This is a genomic window from Acinetobacter sp. Swhac1 (genome assembly GCF_013390985.1).
GTDB lineage: Bacteria > Pseudomonadota > Gammaproteobacteria > Pseudomonadales > Moraxellaceae > Acinetobacter > Acinetobacter towneri.
The window spans coordinates 1-768 of the sequence record NZ_JACASN010000114.1 but is presented as its reverse complement, the minus strand read 5'-3'; the positions used below and the strand labels follow the sequence as shown (position 1 = coordinate 768).

Sequence of the window (768 nt, the reverse complement as noted above, 5' to 3'; positions counted from 1 at the left end):
AGACAAAATGACACCAAATGAGTTTTACTATGATCAGCTACCCCAACAAAACAAGGTGGCTTAACTAGAGCGGAATATCACTTATAAATACGCTTTTAGTTGTTCAAACAAGTGGGACCACCTCTCTGCAAGTAAACTTAATAAAATAAATTCTAATCTTTTCATATTAAAGGAATTTTTTGAGAGAGTAATAGAGAAATTAAAGCAAATTATTCCAAAAGGCTCTGATTAAAAATTGTTAAAATTAGTAGATATATGAGAGTAAATTATGAAAAAATTTTTATACTTCAATTGCTTATCTTTTATTTTTACTTATTTATCTTTGTTTTATCAGAAATATACATTAGTGGATCGTATAGTTGTAGACAAGCTTGGAAAAGTTAAAGTCATTGGAGGAGGATTTCCCTTACAGTTTTTAGTAGATGGTGAAGTATCTCCAGGTGGGAGTATAGCGCTAGATCCTTTAAATATTATTATAGGAATAGATCAATTTATCTTCTTATATTTTATTTTTGATTATTTGTTCTGGATAAGTGTTTTATTTGCTTTTTACATAATTTTGAAAAGGTACAAACTAAAACAGATTTTCTAAAATTAACATAATACACGTTATACGAATTCCCAAGGCATGGCTTTTAGTTATGCTTTTTTTATCAAAAGAGTATACCTGAATGATAGCGAGCCAAATCGCATACAATATCTATCATTAGACTTAATGCAATAATTAAATGATAGTATTATCATTAATCTAATAGAATTAAGATTAAA

The 768-nt window shown here is 27.5% G+C and carries 1 protein-coding gene; it reads left to right on the top strand.

The window, feature by feature from the left end; all coding sequences use genetic code 11:
• Positions 1-268: 268 nt before the first annotated feature.
• Positions 269-592 carry a hypothetical protein gene (locus HX743_RS16215; RefSeq protein WP_004676058.1) on the top strand — a complete coding sequence of 108 codons (324 nt, stop codon included), beginning with the start codon at positions 269-271 and terminating at the stop codon, positions 590-592.
• The last annotated feature ends 176 nt before the right edge of the window (positions 593-768 follow it).